Here is an 18961-nt window from a genome sequence, read left to right as displayed (position 1 = left end):
CTAGCTGCGTCGCCGACGCCAGAGCTTCTCGATCTCCACCGCCAGGAACACCAGGCCGGCCAGGCCGAAGCAGGCGAAGAGCTCGCCGGCGCTGAGCGCCTGGGTGCGGAAGATCGGCTGCAGCCAGGGCACATAGACGGTGGCCAGCTGCAGCACCAGCGTCAGCAGCACCGCGCCCAGCAGCGGCAGGTTGCTCATCAGACCCTGCGTGAAGAGCGATTCGCGCTCCGAGCGGATCGCCAGCAGATGCGCCATCTGCGCCAGCGTCAGCAGCGTGAACACCATGGTCTGGCCATGCGCGTTGCCCGCTGAGTCTGGTGCCTGGGCGTGCAGGCCCAGCGACCAGGCCTGCACGCCCAGGCACAGGCCGCCGATCAGCAGGCCCACCCAGAGCGCGTGCTGCCACAGGCCATGGGCGAACACGCTCTCCTGCGGCGGCCGTGGCGGGCGCCGCATCACGCCGCGTTCGGCCGGTTCGGTGGCCAGCGCCAGGCCCGGCAGGCCATCGGTGACCAGGTTGACCCAGAGGATGTGGATGGGCAGCAGCGGGATCGGCAGGCCCAGCAGGGGCGCCAGGAACAGCAGCCAGATCTCGCCCGAATTGCCGGTCAGCGCATAGCGGATGAACTTGCGGATGTTGTCGAAGATGCGCCGACCCTCGCGCACCGCGCCGACGATGGTGGCGAAGTTGTCGTCCAGCAGCACCAGGGCGGAGGCCTCGCGCGCCACGTCGGTGCCGCCGCGGCCCATCGCCACGCCGATGTCGGCGCTGCGCAGCGCCGGCGCGTCGTTCACGCCGTCGCCGGTCATGGCCACATACTGGCCGGCGGCCTGCAGGGCCTGCACGATGCGGATCTTCTGCGCCGGGTCCATGCGCGCATAGACCGAGACGCGCTGCACCGCGGCGGCCAGGCCGGCCTCGTCCAGCCGCGCCAGCTCGGCCCCGCTGAGCACGCCGCCGCTGGCGTCCAGCCCCAGGTCGCGGGCGATCGCCAGGGCCGTGGCCGAATGGTCGCCGGTGATCATCACCGGCCGGATGCCGGCGCCCAAGCATTCGGCCACGGCGGCGCGCGCCTCGGGGCGCGGCGGGTCGATCAGGCCCACCAGGCCCAGCAGGGTCAGGTCTTGCTCGAAGGCATCGGCCGCCACCGCCACCACCTCGGCCTTGCCCTGCTTGCGCGCCACCGCCAGCACGCGCAGGCCCTGGGCCGCCCAGGCCTGCGCAGTGGCCAGCGCCTCGGCCCGCTCGGGCCCGGCGGCGCAGCGCGGCAGCAGCGACTCGGGCGCGCCCTTCACATAGGCGACCCAGCCCGCGCCGGCGCTGTGCAGGGTGCTCATGCGCTTGCGCTCGGCGTCGAAGGGCCATTCGTGCCGGCGCGGGCTGGCCAGCTGCAGCGCGGCCACGTCCAGGCCGGCCTCGGCGGCGGCCTGCAGCAGGGCGGTCTCGGTGGGGTCGCCCAGCCAGCCGTCTCCTGCCGGTACCGCGTCGTTGCACAGCACCAGGGCCTGCCAAAACACGTTGGTGTTGGCGTCGACCTCGGTGTGCCAGCTGCGCTGCTCGCGCAGCTGCATGCGGTTGAGGGTGAGGGTGCCGGTCTTGTCGGAGCAGATCACCGACACCGAGCCCAGCGTCTCGACGCTGGGCAGGCGCCGCACCAGCGCGTTCACCGTGACGAGGCGGCGCGCACCCAGCGCCAGCAGCACCGTCACCACCGCCGGCAGGGCCTCGGGGATGGCCGCCACCGCCAGGCTGATGGCGGTCAGCGCCATCAGCAGCAGGGGCTCGCCGCGCAGCACGCCGATCGCGAACACCAGCGCGCAGATCGCCAGCACCACCACCGAGAGCCGCTTGCCGAAGGCCGCCAGGCGCAGCTGCAGCGGGGTGGCGCGGCTGGCCGCGCCGTTCAGCAGGCCGGCCACCTGGCCCAGCTCGGTGTGCGCGCCGGTGGCCACCACCAGGCCGGCGCCGCGACCATGCGTGACCAGCGTGCCCTTGTAGGCCATGTTGATGCGATCGCCCAGGGCGCTCACTTCCAGCGGCAGGTGCTGGTGCGTCTTCTCCACCGTGACCGATTCGCCCGTCAGCGCCGATTCGTCCACCCGCATCTGCGCCACCTCGTGCAGGCGCAGGTCGGCGGGCACCAGATTGCCGGCCTCCAGCAGCACCACGTCGCCGGGCACCAGGTGCTCGGTGGCCACCACATGGCGCTGGCCGCCGGCGCGCATCACGGTGGCGCGCGGCGCCGCCATGCGCTGCAGCGCGCTGAGCGCCTGGTCGGCGCGCCATTCCTGCCAGAAGCCGATGGCGGCGTTGAGCAGCACGATCAGCAGGATCACCAGGGTGTCGGCCAGATCGCCGATCAGGCCCGACAGCAGGGCCGCGGCCAGCAGCACCAGGATCATGAAGTCGCGGAACTGGTCTGCGAGGCGCGCCCAGGCCGGGCGCGGCGGCGCCTCGGGCAGGCGGTTCGGGCCATGGGCCTGCTGGCGCGCCAGCACCTCGTCGGCGGCCAGGCCTTCGTCCAGGCGCACGCCCAGCTGGCGCGCCAGGGCCTGGCTGTCGATGCTGTGGGGGGCGGGGTGCAGGGGCGTCATGCCGCCAGTATCCCTGCGCGCCGTAGGCATTGGCGGCTGGCTACTGTATTTATAATCAGTGGGATGAGCCCGCCCGCCCTGAGTCGCAGCCACCGCAGCCGCCTGATGCAGGTCTGGCGCTCGGCCGGCTGGCCCTGCAAGGACGCGCTCGAGATCGATCTGCTGGCGGCCGGCATGCTGGATCTGCACCTCGCCGCGGACGGGCGCGAGACCCTGCGCCTGAGCCCGGCCGGCATCCAGTGGCTGGCCGAGGCGCGCCAGCAGAACGTCAGGGCGCTGAGCGGCCATGACCGGCTGGCGCAGAAGTTCGCCGAGCAGCTGATGGCGGGCGGCCGCATCGTCTGGCGCGAGCTCTCGCTGCGCGCCCAGATCGAGACCGAGGCGCCGGCCGAGCTGCCACCGGCCTTGCGCGAGGCGGTGCCGTTGTGGGACGAGCCGGCCCCCGCGCGCGCGGCCCGGCATGTCTGGCGCATGGCGCGGCCCGATCTGTTCTCGGTGCGCAATACCTCGGTGGAGGCCTATCTGCAGCCGCTGGTGCACGAGGTCAAGTTCAGCCGCGCCGATCTGCTTGCCGACCTGCGCCATGCCGCCAAGCGCCAGGCCTATCAATGGCTGTGCAGCGAGGTCTATTACGTGTTCCCGGCCGGTGTGGCCAAGCCGGTGGAGATCCCCGCGCAGTTTGGCGTCTGGGTGCTGCATGGCACGCTGGAGGAGGGCAGCTTCGAACTGCTGCGCCCGGCCCAGCACCAGCCCTGCAAGTTGCCCTTCGCGGTCTGGCTGGCGCTGGCCAAGGCCGTGCCGCTGCGCAGCGAGACGGATGCGCCGCAGGCCGCGCTGGCCGCGCTGGGCGACGACGCGCAGGCCGCCGCTTGAGCACCGCGCCCGCCGTCTACAGCGTCGCGGTGCGCGAGCTCTGCGAGTTCACCGCCAAGCAGGGCGACCTGGACCTGCGCTTCACGCCCGCGCCCAGCGCGCTGGAGGGCATGGCCGGCCATGTCACCGTGGCCGCGCGGCGCGGTGCCGGCGGCCAGACCGAATACAGAGCCGAGGTGGGCTTGAGCGGCAGCTACAAGCAAACGCTGCAGGTGCGCGGCCGCGCGGACGGCTACGACCCGGTGCGTCAGCGCCTGGAGGAGGTCAAGACCTACAAGGGCCGGCTCGAGACCCAGCCGACCTCGCACCGCGCGCTGCACTGGGCGCAGGCGCGCATCTACGGCCATCTGCTGTGCCAGCAGGAAGGGCTGGCGGCGCTGGAGCTGGCCCTGGTGTATTTCAATGTCGGCAACCAGCAGGAGACGCTGTTCACCGAGACCCGCAGCGCCGCCGAGCTGCAGGCGCATTTCGAGCTGCATGGCGAGCGCTTCCTGGCCTGGGCGCAGCAGCAGCTGGCGCAGCGCAGCGAGCGCGATGCGGCGCTGCAGCGCCTGAGCTTTCCCTTCGGCGAGTTCCGCCAGGGCCAGAGGCCGCTGGCCGAGGCGGTCTACAAGGCGGCTGTGAACCAGCGCTGCCTGCTGGCCCAGGCGCCCACCGGCATCGGCAAGACCCTGGGCACGCTGTTCCCGCTGCTGAAGGCGGCGCCGGCGAAAGCGCTGGACAAGATCTTCTTCCTGGCCGCCAAGAGTTCGGGCCGCCAGCTCGCGCTGGATGGCCTGCAACGGCTGGCGCCGCTGCCGCTGCGCGTGCTGGAGCTGGTGGCGCGCGAGAAGGCCTGCGAGCATCCCGAAAAGGCCTGCCATGGCGAGTCCTGCCCGCTGGCCCAGGGCTTTTACGACCGCCTGCCGGCAGCACGCACCGCCGCCGCGCAGGAGCACCAGCTCGGCCGGGCGAAGTTGCGCGAGCTGGCGCTGGCGCACCAGGTCTGCCCCTATTACCTGAGCCAGGAGCTGGTGCGCTGGGTCGACGTGGTGGTGGGCGACTACAACTACTTCTTCGACGTCAGCGCCTTGCTGCACGGCCTGACGCAGGCCAACCAGTGGCGCGTGGCCCTGCTGGTGGACGAGGCCCACAACCTGGTGGAGCGCGGCCGCAAGATGTACAGCGCCGAGCTCCTGCCCGACACGCTGGCGCAGGCGCGGCGTTCGCCCGCGGCGCGCAAGCACGCGCCGCTGAAGAAGGCGCTGGGCAAGCTGCAGCGCGCCGGCACGGCCCTGGCCAAGGCGCAGGCCGAGGCCTACCAGGTGCACGAGGCGCTGCCCGAGGCGCTGCTTGCGCCACTTCAGCTGTGCAGTGCCGCCATCGGCGAGCATTTCGCCGAGCACCCCGCCGAGCCCGATGCGGCGCTGCAGGCCTTTTATTTCGAGGCCCTGCATTTCCTGCGCATGGCCGAGCAGCTGGGCAGCCATTCGATCGTCGACAGCAGCCGGGAGGAGGGCGGCGCCGGCCTCTGCTGGTGCCTGCGCAATGTGCTGCCGGCACCCTTTCTGCGCCCGCGCCTGGAGGCGGCACTGAGCAGCACCCTGTTCTCCGCCACCCTGCAGCCGGCCGACTACTACGCCAAGCTCCTCGGCCTGCCCGAGCAGCATCTGCAGATCGAGGTGGGCTCGCCCTTTGCGGCCGAGCAGCTGCGGGTCAGCGTGGCGCGCGGCATCTCCACGCGTTATGCGCACCGCCAGGCCTCGCTGCGCCCGATGGCCGAGCTGATGGCGCGCCAGTACGCGGCGCGCCCCGGCAACTACATCGCCTTCTTCAGCAGCTATGCCTATCTGGAGCAGCTGGCCGAGGTGCTGGCGGCGCAGCAGCCGCAGCTGCCGGTGTGGGCGCAGTCGCGGCGCATGGGCGAGGCCGAGCAGAAGCAGTTCCTGGCCCGCTTCACCGAGCACAGCGCCGGCCTGGCGCTGGCGGTGCTGGGCGGTGCCTTCTCCGAGGGCATCGACCTGCCCGGCGCGCGCCTGATCGGCGCCTTTGTCGCCACCCTGGGCCTGCCCCAGATCAACCCGGTCAACGAGCAGATCCGTGCGCGCATGCAGCAGCTGTTCGGCGCCGGCTACGACTACACCTACCTCTACCCGGGCCTGCAGAAGGTGGTGCAGGCGGCCGGGCGGGTGATACGCACGACCGAGGACGAGGGCGTGCTGCACCTGATCGACGATCGCTATGCGCGCGCCGAGGTGCAGGCCTTGCTGCCGCGTTGGTGGTCATTGCGGGCCAGCTAGGCGGCGCACAATCGCCGCATGAGCATTGCCAAACTCTCCGCCGCCGAGCTGCGCCTCACGGTCGACCCCGCCACGCTGGACTTTGCCGATACCTCCGAGCTGCTCGACCAGGCCCTGCCCTGGATAGGCCAGGAGCGCGCCGAGCAGGCGGCGCGCTTCGGCCTGCGCATGCAGCAGCCCGACTACCACCTGTTCGTGCTGGGCGAGGTGGGCAGCGGCCGCAGCTCGCTGCTGCTGGAGATGATGAAGCAGGAGGCCTTGCTGCGGCCGGTGCCGCCCGACCTCTGCTATCTGCACAACTTCGAGGTGCCCGAGCATCCGCTCGCCCTGCGCCTGCCGGCCGGCGAGGGGCGGCTGCTGCGCCAGCTGATGGCCGAGTTTGCCAAGACTCTGCAGAGCGAGATTCCCAAGCGTCTGATGGACGCCGATGTGCGCGCCGGCTGCGAGCGCCTGGAGGGTGCTTACAAGGCCGAGGAGTCGGCCGCCTATGCCGAGCTCAGCGCCTTTGCCGAGGCGCGCAACTTCGGCCTGATGCGGGAACAGGGCCGCATGGTCTTCACCCAGCGCGACGAGGCCGGCGAGCCGCTCACCGCCGCCAAGGCGATGACGCTGACGCCGGCGCAGCGCAGCGCCTGCGACGCCGCCGAGGAGGAGTTGCGCAAGCAGATCGGCCGCTTTCTGGAGCTCACCCGCGCCAAGGAGTTATTGATGCTGGAGCAGCTGGCGGCGCTGCGGCGCCAGCTGCTCAAGCCCATGCTGGACCATGCGCTGCAGCAGATCCGCAACCGGCTGCGCAAGCAGATCAAGGATGCCGTCAAGCTAGGGCTTTATCTGGATCGCGCCCTGCAGGAGGTGCTGGCCAGCCTGGAGCTGTTCCAGCAGGGCGAGGAGCCCGACGAGGGCCGCGCCGCGGCGCTGGCCGAGCTGCTCGCGCGCCTGCGCGTCAACCTGGTGGTGGACCACCATGGCAGCAGCGGCGCCCCGGTCATCAGCGACGACAACCCGGTGTTCCGCTCGCTGTTCGGCAGCATCGAGTACGAGGCCGAGCGCGACCTGCTGGTGACCGATTTTTCGCGCATCCGCGCCGGCAGCCTGCTGAAGGCGCATGGCGGCTTTCTGATGCTGCATTTGCGCGACCTGCTTACCGACGAGGCGGTGTGGGAGAAGCTGCGCCGTTTCCTGCGCAGCGGCCGGCTGCAGATCGAGGAGGCCGGCATGGCGCTGGCGCCGATCGGCGCGGTCTCGCTGCAGCCCGAGCCGGTGGACGTGGATGTCAAGCTGGTGCTGATCGCCTCGGTGGAAGACTTCTACTTGGTGCAGGAGGGCGACCCGGACTTTGCGCGGCGCTTCCGCTGCAAGGTCGATTTCGCCGAGAGCTTTGCCGCCACGCCCGAGGCGCGGCGCGCCACCGCGATCTTCGTGGCGCACAGCTGCCGCAAGCTGGGCCTGCCGCATTTCAGCGCGCCGGCGGTGGCGGCCCTGATCGAGCAGACCCACCGCGAGGCCGAGGACCAGGCGCGTCAGAGCGCCATCTTTGCGCACAGCGCCGGCCTGCTGGTGGAGGCCGCGGCGGTGGCGCGCGCGCGCGGCGCGGCCCTGGTTGCGAGCGAGGATGTGCAGGCGGCGCTGGCGGCGCGCCAGCATCGGCACGACTACCCCGAGCAGCGCCTGCAGGAATCGATCACCGATGGCGAGCGCCTGCTGGCGGTGGCCGGCACGCGCGTCGGCCAGGTCAACGGCCTCACGGTGGTGGACCTGGGCGACTACCAGTTCGGCTTCCCGGTACGCGTCACTGCCTCCACGCATGCGGGCGAGGAGGGCTTGCTGAATATCGAGCGCGAGGTCGAGATGTCGGGCCCCATCCACGACAAGGGCGTGCTGATCCTGCACAGCCACCTGGCCGGGCTGTTCGCGCATATCGCACCGCTGGCGCTGAACGCCGCGGTGGTGTTCGAGCAGGAGTACAACGGCGTGGAGGGCGACTCGGCCTCCTGTGCCGAGTTCTATGCCTTGCTCTCGGCCCTCGCGGGCCTGCCGCTGCGCCAGGGCATCGCGGTGACGGGCGCGCTCAACCAGCATGGCGAGATGCTGCCGGTGGGCGGCATTAACGAGAAGATCGAGGGCTATTTCCGCAGCTGCGAGCTGCTGGGCCTGGATGGCCAGCAGGGCGTGCTGATTCCGCACCGCAACCGCCGCCACCTGATGCTGGCGCCGCGTCTGGTCGACGCGGTGGCCGCGGGGCGCTTCCACATCTATACGGCCGAGCTGGCCAGCGAGGGCATGGAACTGCTCAGCGGCCAGGCTTTCGGCGCGCTGGGCCCGCATGGTTATGCGCCCGACAGCGTGCTGGGCCGGGCGCAGAAGACGCTGCAGGATTACCGCCATGCCTGCGAGCCGCCGGCGCGCGCGGCGGGCCGCGCCCTGCGCCCCTTTGGCCGGCGCCATGGCGAGCCGCGCCAGCGCGGCTGAGGCCGGCCGCTACTTCGCCAGCCCCGGCGCCACGCTCTGCCACTCGGCCGAGTTGCGCAGCCGCGCGATGCCGCTCCAGACCGCCTCGACGAAGGCGCGGTTGGCGAGGTAGTAGCTCTTGTTGAAGCCCAGGTGTCCGGTCATGACGATGAAGGGCTCGGGCAGGATCTCCAGCTTGCCCGCGTATTCGGCCTCGGCCAGCTCCACCAGGGCGGCGTTGCCGTTCATGATGAGCAGCTCGCCGCGGCCGCGCAGCAGCTTCTGCAGCATCGACTCGTTCGGCTGCGCGCCCTCGTCGCCGGCCACGCCCAGGGCGGCCAGCTTGTCGCGGATCGAGACGATGCCGCGGTTGAAGATCACCGGCGTGCTCAGGCCGCTGAAGGCCCTGCCGTCCCAGCCGGGCTTGCTGCCCAGCCGGCGCAGCACCACCATATTCGTGTTGCCCAGGGCCTTGGCGTCGTCCACGGTCTTCTCGTCGCGCATCGGCAGCGCGATGCTGGCGGCCAGGGTCACGGTGGGCGGGATGGCGGCGTCGTAGTCGCCGGTCTGCACGCCCTTGACGCAGCGCGGCCAGGGCACGGCCTCGTAGCTGACCGTGCCGCCCTGGCGTTCCACCGCCTTGCGCACCAGCCATTGGCCCTGACCCTCATGGTCCGGGAAGCTGATCGGCGGGAAGGGGTTGGAGGGGATGCAGACCTTGAGGGCATGGGCGCCCGCCGCGCCTGCAGCGAGCACCAGGATGGCAGCAAGGGCCCAGCTGCGTGGCATAGAGGCTTCAGTCAAAGTCCAGGGCTGGGATTATTGCACCCGCCTCATCCCTTCATGGCGGCTCTTGAGGCTCGAACCAGGCCAGCAGCTGTTGCGTCACCGCGGGGGCGTCGAGCAGGGCCATGTGGCCGGTGCGGTAGAGGATGGCCTGGCGCGCCGGCGCGAAGTCCAGGCAGCGCGCCGGCTCGTCGTGCTGGCCCAGGGCGCTGCGCAGCGGCACCAGGCCGTCGCCCAGCAGGCGGTCGGCCAGCAGGCCGCGCTGCGGCGCCAGCGTGGCGGCGAGGGTGTAGCAGGCGATGCCCGCGGGCAGGGGCAGGTGCTGGCGCTGGTCGGGCTGGCGGCGGAAGCGGTCGCGGCCCTGCCAGTCGGCGTCCTGCACCAGCCCGTAGCGCAGGTCGGTGATGCCGGCGCTGCGCAGCTGCCCCAGCCTGGCGAGCGGGCGCGACCAGGGGGTGCTGCCCAGCAGCACGTCCACCCAGTTGCCGGCGCGCTCCAGCGGCGCGCCATGGTGGGGGGTGCCGAGAAAGGCGATGCGCCGCACCAGCGCGGCCCAGGGCAGGCTGCTTGCCTGCGCGATCTGCAGCGCGCTGCGCAGCACCAGGCCGCCCATGCTGTGCACCACGCAGTCCAGCGCCTGCAGCGGCTGCGGCCAGGCGCGCAGCAGCTGGTCCAGCAGGGCGGCGAGTTCGCGGCCGTTCTGCGAGGTGTGCAGGCCGGTGTTGTAGCGCAGGTAGATGGGCGTGTAGCCCAGCGCGGCCAGGGCCTGCGCATGTTGCCCGCCCCATTGCAGCTCGTTCATGCACAGGCCGTGGATGAAGAGCAGGGGCTTGGCCGTCACCGGCCCGGCCGCCGCCAGCACGGTGGGCAGGTTTTCCATCGTCAAGACCTGACCCTGGCAGCGCAGCGTCATGTCGAGGGCGAGCGGATTACCGCTGGCGCGCAGGTGATCGCCCATCACGCCGTTGAGCGCGGCCAGCACCGCGGCGCGCTCAGGGCTGTCGGGGCGGGACTGGTCGATGCGCTCGAACAGCGGCTGCAGCGCGCGCAGGGCGCCGTCCAGCCCCTTGCCCACCAGGGCGTTGACGCCCTGCACGCATTGGTAGACCAGGCCGGTGATGCCGCGCGCCTGCTCGGCGCGCTTGCCGCCCGGCGCGCCCAGGGTCTGCCAGACCGATTGATGCACGCCCTCGGCCATGCGCGCCACGCTGGCGGTGGCCTGGGTGGCGAGCTGGGCCGCCGCGCGCAGATCGCTGGCGCGCAGGTGGCGCAGCGCATGGTCGGTGGGCGGCTTCTTCATGGCTGGGCCTCGCGTTGCAGTTCGAAACGCAGCTCGCCCTTGGGCGTGCTGCCGCTGCAGCGCCAGCCCAGGCGCCGGTAGAAGGCCTCGGCACGCGTGCCGGCGCCGGTGGTAAGCCACAGGGTCTGCAGGCCCTGCTCCCACAGCCAGCCGGTCATCTCGGCCATCAGGCGCCGGCCGTAGCCGCGCCCATGCGCCTGCGGATGCACGAACAGGGCCCAGACGCAGCCGTCGTCCGCATGCACGATGCCGAAGGCCACCAGGCGCCGGCCGAAGGCGTCGACCTCCTCGATCACCCAGCCGCGCCCGCGCTCCTCGATGGCCTGGCGCACTTCCTCGTCGGGGATGATGCCGCGCGGAATGGTGTTCTCGGTGACGGCGTAGCGCACCGCCCAGATGGCGGGCAGGTCGGCCGCCGAGGCCGGGCGCAGCAGGGTCTTCATGGTGGGCATGCGGCCATCATGCCCGAAGCCTTGTTACGCCAGCCGCCAGCCGGCCTGCCACAGCGATTGCAGGGCCAGCACTTGCAGGTGCTGGCGTAGCGCCTGCGGGCGCAGGCCCGGCCGGGCCGGCAGCGCGGCGCTCAGCCACAGCGGGCCGGCGTCGCGGCTCAGGCGCGGCTGGCCATGGCGGTCGGCGCGCAGCAGCGCCAGGCGCCAGGGGCTGGCCAGCCCGGTCTGGCGGCCGTCGTCGGCGATCACGCCCAGCCAGTCGTCGGCGGCGATGCGGTGCGCGGCGCGCAGGATGGCGTCGGGTGCGCAGGGGAAGGGCAGGCGGGCGACGGCGTCACCCGCGGGGCTGATGAGCTGGCGCGATGGGCTTGGGGCGCCGGGCGCGAGGTTGTCGGTTCGGCCGCGCGTCAGCAGGCGGTCAAAGCTGGCAAGTCCGTGCATGAATGAAAAAGCTCCGAAAGGCCCAGGTGTCACCGGCGTTTGCCGGCCCGGGGCTGTTCGGAGCCGCAACGCTTTAGCCGTATTTGTAGTCCGCCCGCAAGTAGTTGGTAAATCGGCGGCGAGGGGCGCAAGGCCCGTCAGGGCGCGATTCTAAACGCGTTCCGGCGCATCACGCCAGCACCACCATATTGCGCCCCGCCGCCTTGGCGCGGTAGAGCGCGGCATCGGCGCGCTTGAGCACCGGGTGCAGGGCGCGCTCGCCCGCCTGGCAGGGGCTCACCCCCAGGCTGATGCTGGCGCGCAGGCCGGGTGCAATCTCGTCCATCTGCAGGGCCGCGACGGCGGCGCGCATGCGCTCGGCCACCTCCATGGCCACCTCGGCGCTCGCGCCGGGCAGCAGGGCTACGAATTCCTCGCCGCCGGTGCGCCCCAGCACATCGTTGCGGCGCAGCACCGCCTGGGCGGCCGCGGCGACACGGCGCAGCACCTGGTCGCCGGCGTCGTGGCCATGCTGGTCGTTGATGCGCTTGAAGTGGTCGATGTCTAGCGCCAGCACGGCCAGCGGCGTGCCGCCGTCCTGGGCCGCGGCCAGCTGCGCCTCGGCCAGCATCTGCAGATGGCGGCGATTCGGCAGCCGCGTCAGCTCGTCGGTCATGGCCAGGGTGCGCATGCGCTGGGCATGGCTGCGTTGGCGCAGCCCCAGCGCCACCAGGGCCAGCAGGGCCACGGTGCCCAGCGCCAGCGCCGTCAGCTGCAGATGCTGGATCGCCTGCGCGCTCGCCAGGGCCTGGCTGCGCAGCAGGTTCTCGGCGTTGAGCTCGCGGTTCTCCTGCTCCTTGCGGGCGCTGTCGAACTCGACGCGCAGGCGCGAGGTCTGCTGGCTCTTGGCCTGCTCGGCCAGGCGGCGCACCAGGGCCAGCTGCTGCTCGCGCGCCCGCAGCGCGCGCGGCCATTCACCCAGGCCGCTGAGCGTGAGCGCGCGCTCGTCGTGGATCTTCTCGAGGAAGCGATCGCTGCGCTCGCGTTCGAAGTACTCGCGCACCTGTTCCAGCTCGGCCAGCGCCTCGCGCAGCCGGCCCAGCTGGCGCAGCACCACCGCATGCGAGAGCCGGGTCTGGGCGGCGCGGTCGGCATGGCCGGCGGCCTCGAAGACCTTGAGCGCCTGCTCGAGGATGGGCAGGGCCTCGGCGGTCCGGCCCAGCTTGCCCAGCACGGTGCCGATGGAGCGCTGCACATAGGCGGCCTCCAGCGGCTGCTGGCGGCGGCGCTCCAGCGCCTCGGCCTGGCGGAACTCCTCCAGCGCCGCCGCATAGTCCTGCTTGCGCTCCAACGTGCTGCCCAGGTTGTAGTGGGCGGTGGCGATCTCCTGCTGCGCGCCGTCGGCCTCATGGCGCTTGAGCAGCTGGCGGTAATAGTCGATGGCGCGGTCGTAATCGCCCACATTGGCATCGGCGTAGAGATTGGCGATCGCGTTGAGCGCGTAGTTCTGCTGCGCAGCACGCTTGAGCGTCACGTTGATCTCGTAGGCGCGCTTCAGGTCGGTGAGGGCCTGGCTGTAGAGGCCCTGCAGATAGCGCGCCTCGCCGCGCAGCGAGAGCGCGTCGGCCAGCAGGGTGGCGGCGTTCAGGCGCTGGCCCTCGGCGACGCCGAACTCATAGTCCTGCAGCGCCGGCACGGGCCGCTGCAGCTGCTCCTGCGCATAGCCACGGCACAGGCGCAGCTCGGCATGGGTGCGCGCCAGGCCCAGCAGGGCGCTCTCGGCGATGGCGGGGTCCAGCGCCCGCAGCGCGGCCTCGGGCTGGGCCACGGCATCGGCCCAGCAATGCTCGGCTAGGGCCTGCAGGCGCTGGCTCGGCGGTGCGGCATCGGGCTGCTTGGCACCCAGCATCAGCAGGGCCAGCAAGGCCAGGCTGGTGTACGTCAGGGTGCGCATTTTTGGTGTTATGCAAGGGTAAACGCGAAGTGTCGAGTGAGAGGGCATGCGGCATTTTGCGGGTGCCGTGGCGGCGCCGCCGTGTTGCTGCGCGCCTTGTCACAACAGAGACAAACAATTTCCAGAGCCTCTGCCTAGAATCGAACGATCGTTCTATTTTTGCTGCTTGATTCACAAAGGGTTTTGCAATGACTGCCACTTACGAAGTCCGCGGCTCGGTCGCCGTGATCACCCTGGACAACCCGCCCGTCAACGGCCTGGGTCATGCCACCCGCAAGGCCGCCGCAGAAGGCGTCGAGCGGGCCGAGAACGATGCGGCCGTCAAGGCCATCGTCATCACCGGCGCCGGCAAGGCCTTCTCGGGCGGCGCCGACATCAAGGAATTCGGCAGCCCCAAGGCGCTCGCCGAGCCCAGCCTGCACAGCCTGATTGCGGTGGTGGAGAACTGCAGCAAGCCGGTGGTGGCCGCCATCCACACGGTGTGCATGGGCGGTGGCCTGGAACTGGCCCTGGGTTGCCATTACCGCGTGGTGTCGCCGGGCGCCAAGATTGCGCTGCCCGAGGTCAAGCTGGGCCTCTTGCCCGGCGCCGGCGGTACGCAACGCCTGCCGCGCGCCCTGGGCGTGGAGCCGGCGCTGAACATGATCGTCAGCGGCGAGCCGGTCAACAGCGAGTTGCTGGCGCAGATCCCGGGCCAGAAGCTGTTCGACCGCGTCGTCGAGGGCGATTTGATGGCGGGTGCGCTGGCCCTGGCGGCCGAGGTGGCCGACAAACGCCCGCTGCCCAAGGTGCGCGATCTGAAGGCGCGCCATCCCGAAAACCAGGCCTTCTTCCAGTTCGCCCGCAACACCGTGGGCGCGATGAGCAAGAACTTCCCGGCGCCGCTGCGCTGCCTGGAGGCGGTGGCCGCGGCCGTGAACATGAAGTTCGAGGACGGCATGAAGGCCGAGCGCGAGGGCTTTCTGGCGCTGATGATGACGCCCGAGTCCAAGGCCCTGCGCCACGCCTTCTTTGCCGAGCGCGCCGCCAGCAAGATCGGCGACGTGCCCGAGGGCACGCCCACGCGCAGCATCGCCAAGGTGGCGGTGATCGGCGCCGGCACCATGGGCGGCGGCATCAGCATGAACTTCCTGAACGCCGGCATCCCGGTGACCATGCTGGAGACCAAGCAGGAGGCGCTGGACCGCGGCGTCGCCACCATCCGCAAGAACTACGAGGCCCAGGTCAAGAAGGGCAAGCTCAAGGAAGACAAGTACGCGGCCCGCATGGCGCTGCTGACGACAACGCTCAACTACGCCGACATCGGCGATGCCGATCTGGTGATCGAGGCGGTGTTCGAGGAGCTGGGCGTGAAGGAGGCGGTCTTCAAGCAGCTCGACGCGGTGATGAAGCCCGGCGCCATCCTGGCCTCCAACACCTCGACGCTGGACGTCAACAAGATCGCCAATTTCACGCAACGCCCGCAGGACGTGGTGGGCATGCACTTCTTCAGCCCGGCCAATGTGATGCGCCTGCTGGAAGTGGTGCGCGGTGCGGCCACCGCCAAGGACGTGCTGGCCACGGTGATGCAGCTGGCCAAGAAGATCAAGAAGACCGCGGTGGTCTCGGGCGTGTGCGATGGCTTCATCGGCAACCGCATGATCGAGCAGTACAGCCGCCAGGCCGGCTTCCTGCTGGACGAGGGCTGCACGCCGGCCCAGGTGGACAAGGCGGCCGAGAAGTTCGGTTTCGCGATGGGCCCCTTCCGCATGGGCGACCTGGCCGGCAACGATATCGGCTGGGCGATCCGCAAGCGCCGCTACCAGGAGAAGCCGAACCTGCGCTACTCGGCCAGCGCCGACCGCCTTTGCGAGCTGGGCCGCTATGGCCAGAAGACTGGCGCCGGCTGGTACGACTATGTGCCGGGCAAGCGCGACGCCATCCCCTCGCCGGTGGTGGTGGAGATGCTGGAGAAGCACCGTGCCGCCCTGGGCATCACGCCGCGCCAGATCAGCGACGAGGAGATCGTGCAGCGCCTGGTGTTCGCCCTCGTCAACGAGGCCGCGCACCTGCTGGAAGAAGGCATTGCGCAGCGCGCCTCGGACGTGGACATGGTCTACCTCACCGGCTATGGCTTCCCGCTGTGGCGCGGCGGCCCGATGTGCTATGCCGACACGGTGGGCCTCTTCAACGTCGTGCAGGCGATGAAGCGCTTTGCCAAGAACCCGCTGGACGATGGCAAGTTCTGGCAGCCGGCGCCGCTGCTGGCGCGCCTGGTGGAGCAGGGCAAGGGCTTTAACGAGTGAGCCGCATGCTCATCGTCAAGCGAATCCTGCTGGCGCTGCTCGCGGCATTGCTGGTGCTGGTGGCCGCCGTGGCCATCAACACCTGGCGCAAGGGCTCGCGCCAGATCGAGGTGGCGCCGCTGCCGGTGCTGGCGGTGGACGAGGCCGGCGCGGCCCAGCGCCTGGCCGCGGCGATACGGCTGCGCACCGTCTCCTCGCACGATCAGCCCGAGCTCAACCGCGATCAGTTCCTGGCCCTGCATGAGCAGCTGCAGCGCGACTATCCCAAGGCCCATGCGCTGCTGCAGCGCGAGCTGGTGGGCGGCCACAGCCTGCTCTACCGCTGGCAGGGCAGCGACGCCCAGGCCGCGCCGATGCTGATGCTGGCGCACCAGGACGTGGTGCCGATCGCCCCCGGCACCGAAGGCCGCTGGAGCGAGCAGCCCTTTGCCGGCACGCTGAAGGATGGCTTTGTCTGGGGCCGCGGCGCCTGGGACAACAAGAGCAATCTGATCGCGCAGATGGAGGCCGTGGAGATGCTGGCCGCCAGCGGCTTCAAGCCGCGCCGCACCATCTACCTGGCTTTTGGTGCCGACGAGGAAGTGGGCGGCCTGCATGGCGCGGCCGAGATCGCCAAGCTGTTGCAGCAGCGTGGCGTGAAGCTGGACTTCGTCATCGACGAGGGCCTGCTCATCACCGAGGGCATCCTGAAGGGCCTGGACAAGCCGGCGGCGCTGATCGGCATTGCCGAGAAGGGCTATATGTCGGTGGTGCTGAAGGTGCCGGCCACGCCGGGCCATTCCAGCATGCCGCCGCCCAAGGGCACCAGTGCGATCGCAATGATGAGCGCCGCGCTCAAGCGCCTGGACGACGACCAGCTGCCCGGCGGCGTGCGCGGCATCGCACGCGAGATGTTCGACGTGATCGCGCCGGAGATGCAGGGCTTCAGCCGCGTCGCCCTGTCCAATCTCTGGCTGTTCGGGCCCATCGTCGCGCGGCAGCTGGAGCATGCAGGCTCGACCAATGCCTTGATGCGCACCACCACCGCGCTGACCATCGTCAATGCCGGCAACAAGGACAACGTGCTGCCCGGCGAGGCCCAGGCGACGGTGAACTTCCGCCTGCTGCCGGGCGACAGCCAGGCCCAGCTGTTGGAGCACGTGAAGGCCAGCCTGCCGCCGCAGGGCGCCGACAAGTTCGAGCTCTACACCCTGCCGGGCTCGTCCGAGCCTTCGCCCGTCTCGCCCACCGACAGCGCGGCCTACCGGCGCGTGGCCACCACGCTGCGCGAGGTCTTCCCGGGCACCCTGGTGGCACCGGGGCTGATGACCGGCGCCACCGATTCGCGCCACTTCGCCGCCATCTCCGAGCACATCTTCAGGTTCTCGCCGGTGCGCGCCAAGCCCGAGGACCTGAGCCGTTTCCACGGCACCAACGAACGCATCGCCACCGCCAACGTGGCGGAAATGATCCGCTTCTATCACCGCCTGGTGAGCGAAGCCGCCAAGTAATGAACATCCAGCCATTCAACGAGGTAGCACCATGAGCAAGGCCGTCATTGTTTCCACCGCCCGCACCCCCCTGGCCAAGAGCTGGAAGGGCGCCTTCAACATGACCCACGGCGCCACCCTGGGCGGCCATGCGGTCAAGGCCGCCGTCGAGCGCGCCGGCATCGAGGCCGCGCACATCGAGGATGTGCTGATGGGCTGCGCCAACCCGGAAGGTGCGACCGGCGCCAATATCGCGCGCCAGATCGCGCTGCGCGCCGGCCTGCCCATCACGGTCAGCGGCGTCACCATCAACCGCTTCTGCTCCAGCGGCCTGCAGACCATCGCGATGGCCTCGCAGCGCATCATCGCCGGCGAGGGCGACGTCTATGTGGCCGGCGGCGTGGAGAGCATTTCCTGCGTGCAGCAGGAAATGAACCGCCACATGCTGGAAGACAGCTGGCATGCCAAGAACAAGCCCGAGATCTACTTCAGCATGCTGCAGACGGCCGAGACCGTGGCGCAGCGCTACCAGATCGCCAAGGAGCGCATGGACCATTACGGTGCCGAGAGCCAGCAGAAGGCCTGCGCGGCCCAGGCCGCCGGCAAGTTCGCCGACGAGATCGTGCCCATCACGGTGACGGCCGGCGTGGCCGACAAGGTCATGGGCCTGACCACCAGGCAGGTGACGGTGAGCGCCGACGAGGGCCTGCGCGAGGGCACCACCTATGACGCCGTCAAGAACATCCGTCCGGCCATGCCCGGCGGCGTGGTCACGGCCGGCAATGCCAGCCAGTTCTCCGACGGCGCCGGCGCCTGCGTGGTGGTGAGCGAGGACTACGCCCAGCGCCACAATCTCAAGCCCCTGGGCCGCTTCCTGGGCTTTGCGGTGGCCGGCTGCGAGCCCGACGAAATGGGCATCGGCCCGGTGTTCGCGGTGCCCAAGGTGCTGAAGAAGCTGGGCCTGACGGTGGCCGACATCGACCTCTGGGAACTCAACGAGGCCTTTGCCGTGCAGGTGCTGTATTGCGCCGACACGCTGGGCATCCCGATGGACCGCCTGAATGTCAACGGCGGCGCCATCGCGGTGGGCCACCCCTATGGCGTGTCGGGCCAGCGCCTCACCGGCCATGCCCTCATCGAGGGCAAGCGCCGCGGCGCCAAGCGAGTTTGTGTGACGATGTGCATCGGTGGCGGCATGGGTGCCGCCGGTGTCTTCGAAGTCCTCTGAACTCAAAATGAAATCTGCTGCCCGCCAACTTGCTCGCCTTGCCTGTGCCCTGTCGCTGACCGCCGCCCTGATCCCGGCGCAGGCCGCCGCGTCGCCCGACGCCACGCGCGCCGTGGTCAAGGCCATCGAGGCCAAGGACTGCGTGGCCGCGGTGCGCGAGCTGAACCAGGCCCTGGCGGGCGGCACGGCCGAGGCCTTGATGCTGGGCGGCGCGATGTTCGAGCAGGGCCTGTGCCTGAAGCCCAATCTCGAGCGTGCGGTGCGCCTGTATATGCGCGCCGCGGACCTCGGGGGCGTGGGCGCGCGCGCGCGCCTGACGGCGCTCTACGCCTCGCCGGCGGCCGGCCCGGACAAGGGCGCGGCGCTCTGGTGGGCTCTGCAGGCCGGCTTGCCGCTGCCGGCGGCCTGTGTCGTCGCGCCCGGCTCGCGCGCTGACGCCGAGGCCTTTGCCAAGGTGCTGACGGCCTGGCCCGCGGGCCAGCTGGATGCCTGCGTGCATGTCAGCGGCCTGCTGGCCGTGCTGGACGCCGACTTCACCATCCAGGCCGCCGAGGACGCCGGCGACGGCGTCGCGCTGGACTACCAGCCGGCGCAGGGCAAGCTCAACGTCGCCTATGCGCAGCTGCAGCAGGAGGGCAAGGAGCTGCGCGCGCGCATCACCCAGGCCGGTGGCTCCATGCAGATGCAGGGTTATGCCAACGACCCCTCGGCCGATCAGCTGCGCGCCAAGCAGGCCGAGGTGGCCCGAGGCGAGCTGGCGACCCAGGTGGAACGCGTGGCGCGCGATGCACTGGTGCGCTTCCCGCGGCCGGCCCAGGTGGATGCCGGCTGGCGCATCCGTCTGCGCGTGGACGGCATGCGCAGTCATTGAA

The 18961-nt window shown here is 70.7% G+C and carries 13 protein-coding genes; 7 read left to right on the top strand and 6 right to left on the bottom strand.

Translation table 11 applies throughout. The features are described from left to right. Complete coding sequence (locus PFX98_RS24085; protein ID WP_285233005.1) at nucleotides 1–2595, bottom strand: cation-translocating P-type ATPase; 2595 nt, start codon at nucleotides 2593–2595, stop codon at nucleotides 1–3. Between the two features lie 63 nt (nucleotides 2596–2658). Between PFX98_RS24085 and PFX98_RS24080 the strand changes: the two genes are divergently transcribed. The 3 genes from PFX98_RS24080 to PFX98_RS24070 are packed head-to-tail and all read left to right on the top strand — an operon-like array spanning nucleotide 2659 to nucleotide 8216. Beyond that, complete coding sequence (locus PFX98_RS24080) at nucleotides 2659–3468, top strand: hypothetical protein (protein ID WP_285233004.1); 810 nt, start codon at nucleotides 2659–2661, stop codon at nucleotides 3466–3468. Then, the gene (locus tag PFX98_RS24075; RefSeq protein ID WP_285233003.1) at nucleotides 3465–5747 is read left to right on the top strand and encodes an ATP-dependent DNA helicase; all 2283 of its coding nucleotides are present in this window, start codon (nucleotides 3465–3467) and stop codon (nucleotides 5745–5747) included. The genes PFX98_RS24080 and PFX98_RS24075 overlap by 4 nt, the downstream gene beginning before the upstream one ends. Nucleotides 5748–5765: 18 nt before the next feature. Further along, nucleotides 5766–8216, top strand: a complete 2451-nt coding sequence (locus PFX98_RS24070; RefSeq protein ID WP_285233002.1) for a Lon protease family protein — start codon at nucleotides 5766–5768, stop codon at nucleotides 8214–8216. A gap of 9 nt (nucleotides 8217–8225) precedes the next feature. On the opposite strand, the gene PFX98_RS24065 is transcribed toward PFX98_RS24070, so the two are convergent. The 5 genes from PFX98_RS24065 to PFX98_RS24045 all read right to left on the bottom strand — a co-directional run bounded on the left by PFX98_RS24065 (nucleotide 8226) and on the right by PFX98_RS24045 (nucleotide 13107). Next, nucleotides 8226–8984, bottom strand: a complete 759-nt coding sequence (locus PFX98_RS24065; protein WP_285233001.1) for a substrate-binding periplasmic protein — start codon at nucleotides 8982–8984, stop codon at nucleotides 8226–8228. A 52-nt stretch (nucleotides 8985–9036) separates the two neighbouring features. Next, nucleotides 9037–10281, bottom strand: a complete 1245-nt coding sequence (locus tag PFX98_RS24060) for an esterase/lipase family protein (protein ID WP_285233000.1) — start codon at nucleotides 10279–10281, stop codon at nucleotides 9037–9039. Further along, nucleotides 10278–10733: a GNAT family N-acetyltransferase gene (locus PFX98_RS24055; protein ID WP_285232999.1), complete on the bottom strand. Its 456-nt coding sequence runs from the start codon at nucleotides 10731–10733 to the stop codon at nucleotides 10278–10280. Before PFX98_RS24055 ends, PFX98_RS24060 begins: the two co-directional genes overlap by 4 nt. A gap of 24 nt (nucleotides 10734–10757) precedes the next feature. Further along, complete coding sequence (locus tag PFX98_RS24050) at nucleotides 10758–11174, bottom strand: hypothetical protein (RefSeq protein WP_285232998.1); 417 nt, start codon at nucleotides 11172–11174, stop codon at nucleotides 10758–10760. 169 nt (nucleotides 11175–11343) lie between these two features. Next, nucleotides 11344–13107, bottom strand: a complete 1764-nt coding sequence (locus tag PFX98_RS24045) for a GGDEF domain-containing protein (protein WP_285232997.1) — start codon at nucleotides 13105–13107, stop codon at nucleotides 11344–11346. A 188-nt stretch (nucleotides 13108–13295) separates the two neighbouring features. Between PFX98_RS24045 and PFX98_RS24040 the strand changes: the two genes are divergently transcribed. From PFX98_RS24040 to PFX98_RS24025, 4 genes are read left to right on the top strand one after another with little or no spacing between them, the layout of a single operon-like run. Continuing rightward, nucleotides 13296–15392 carry a 3-hydroxyacyl-CoA dehydrogenase NAD-binding domain-containing protein gene (locus PFX98_RS24040; protein ID WP_285232996.1) on the top strand — a complete coding sequence of 699 codons (2097 nt, stop codon included), beginning with the start codon at nucleotides 13296–13298 and terminating at the stop codon, nucleotides 15390–15392. Nucleotides 15393–15397: 5 nt separating this feature from the next. Then, a complete protein-coding gene (locus tag PFX98_RS24035) occupies nucleotides 15398–16882 on the top strand; it encodes a M20 family peptidase (protein ID WP_285232995.1) in 1485 nt (494 codons plus the stop codon). 31 nt (nucleotides 16883–16913) lie between these two features. After that, entirely contained in the window at nucleotides 16914–18089 is a 1176-nt protein-coding gene (locus PFX98_RS24030) for an acetyl-CoA C-acyltransferase (RefSeq protein WP_285232994.1), read from the top strand. Between the two features lie 7 nt (nucleotides 18090–18096). Continuing rightward, complete coding sequence (locus PFX98_RS24025; RefSeq protein WP_285232993.1) at nucleotides 18097–18960, top strand: SEL1-like repeat protein; 864 nt, start codon at nucleotides 18097–18099, stop codon at nucleotides 18958–18960. The last annotated feature ends 1 nt before the right edge of the window (nucleotide 18961 follow it).

The organism is Paucibacter sediminis (genome assembly GCF_030254645.1).
Taxonomy (GTDB): domain Bacteria; phylum Pseudomonadota; class Gammaproteobacteria; order Burkholderiales; family Burkholderiaceae_C; genus Paucibacter_B; species Paucibacter_B sediminis.
Note: the sequence above shows the minus strand (reverse complement) of the source record. Positions and strands in the feature narration are given on the sequence as shown.

Bases quoted from the DNA above. Each gene is read 5' to 3' on its own strand.
- PFX98_RS24035 (WP_285232995.1), top strand. From the start codon at position 15,398: ATGCTCATCGTCAAGCGAATCCTGCTGGCGCTGCTCGCGGCATTGCTG.
- PFX98_RS24070 (WP_285233002.1), top strand. From the start codon at position 5,766: ATGAGCATTGCCAAACTCTCCGCCGCCGAGCTGCGCCTCACGGTCGAC.
- PFX98_RS24060 (WP_285233000.1), bottom strand. From the start codon at position 10,281: ATGAAGAAGCCGCCCACCGACCATGCGCTGCGCCACCTGCGCGCCAGC.
- PFX98_RS24080 (WP_285233004.1), top strand. From the start codon at position 2,659: ATGAGCCCGCCCGCCCTGAGTCGCAGCCACCGCAGCCGCCTGATGCAG.
- PFX98_RS24045 (WP_285232997.1), bottom strand. From the start codon at position 13,107: ATGCGCACCCTGACGTACACCAGCCTGGCCTTGCTGGCCCTGCTGATG.
- PFX98_RS24040 (WP_285232996.1), top strand. From the start codon at position 13,296: ATGACTGCCACTTACGAAGTCCGCGGCTCGGTCGCCGTGATCACCCTG.
- PFX98_RS24025 (WP_285232993.1), top strand. From the start codon at position 18,097: ATGAAATCTGCTGCCCGCCAACTTGCTCGCCTTGCCTGTGCCCTGTCG.
- PFX98_RS24030 (WP_285232994.1), top strand. From the start codon at position 16,914: ATGAGCAAGGCCGTCATTGTTTCCACCGCCCGCACCCCCCTGGCCAAG.
- PFX98_RS24085 (WP_285233005.1), bottom strand. From the start codon at position 2,595: ATGACGCCCCTGCACCCCGCCCCCCACAGCATCGACAGCCAGGCCCTG.
- PFX98_RS24065 (WP_285233001.1), bottom strand. From the start codon at position 8,984: ATGCCACGCAGCTGGGCCCTTGCTGCCATCCTGGTGCTCGCTGCAGGC.
- PFX98_RS24050 (WP_285232998.1), bottom strand. From the start codon at position 11,174: ATGCACGGACTTGCCAGCTTTGACCGCCTGCTGACGCGCGGCCGAACC.
- PFX98_RS24055 (WP_285232999.1), bottom strand. From the start codon at position 10,733: ATGCCCACCATGAAGACCCTGCTGCGCCCGGCCTCGGCGGCCGACCTG.